Source organism: Bradyrhizobium sp. NAS80.1, assembly GCF_001908205.1.
Lineage (GTDB): Bacteria > Pseudomonadota > Alphaproteobacteria > Rhizobiales > Xanthobacteraceae > Bradyrhizobium.
This window is the reverse complement of record NZ_LGHL01000454.1, coordinates 1-810: the sequence shown is the minus strand read 5'-3', so window position 1 is coordinate 810 and position 810 is coordinate 1. Positions and strand designations below refer to the sequence as shown.

At 58.4% G+C, this 810-nt stretch carries 1 pseudogene; it reads left to right on the top strand.

The features are described from left to right. Positions 1–624: 624 nt before the first annotated feature. Positions 625–810 (top strand): annotated as a pseudogene (locus AC629_RS44175) (molybdate ABC transporter substrate-binding protein); the annotation flags it as partial.

The window sequence follows — 810 nt, the reverse complement described above, 5'->3', positions numbered from 1 at the left end:
AAAATACGGGTTGAATTTGGCGAGGATGCCAAGCAACGGCGAGCTAGAGTCAGCAATAGAATGCTCGAACGCCAACTTTCCCGTTACCCGCTGCAGTCATCGGCCCGGAGCGAATGCCTGCTGAAGCCTACATACCGGAAACGATCGAGAAGTTGATCGCGCCGTAACGCGGGGCCAATGCGCAAGCAACTTCATCGCTGCGGCGAAGCTTGCCTTTAGCAATGTCCGAGTGTGGCCTTTCGCGACAGTTTGCGCGGCGCAGGGGCATGTCCGAAGTTGGGGGCAAACCAGAAGCCATCGGCTAAGGGGCAAACCGGCGCTTGTGACCCGTTGCGGAACCAGCCTTGAGCAAGATATCAGCAAGGAGGAAGATCAAAGGCTCAGTAGACGACTATGAGCTTCGTCGATACGATATGCGCCCGATGCGGGAAAGGCAGTGGCTATGACCAGCATGGAGGTCGTGGTCTTAGTGGCCGCCATGTTTGTTATGGTCGGGATGGTCTTCTTCGTGAAGTACATTATCAACCTCTAAAGGCCGAGCGCTTGGCCCACATACTCCGCTCGATAGCGTCGTGTCCTGCGCGAGGCCTTCAGGCGCGCGCGAACATGCGTGAAGCGCTTTCGATGTCCCGCCTGTCCGCCCTTTTCTACGCCTTCGTCGTCCTGCTCGCGGCCTGGTCGCCAGCCTTGGCCCAGAACGAGACGCTGACTGTGTTCGCCGCCGCCTCGATGAAGAGTGCACTCGACGAGATCGACGCGGTCTACATCATCAAGACCGGCACCTGGATCACGGCGAGGTATGCCGCGAGT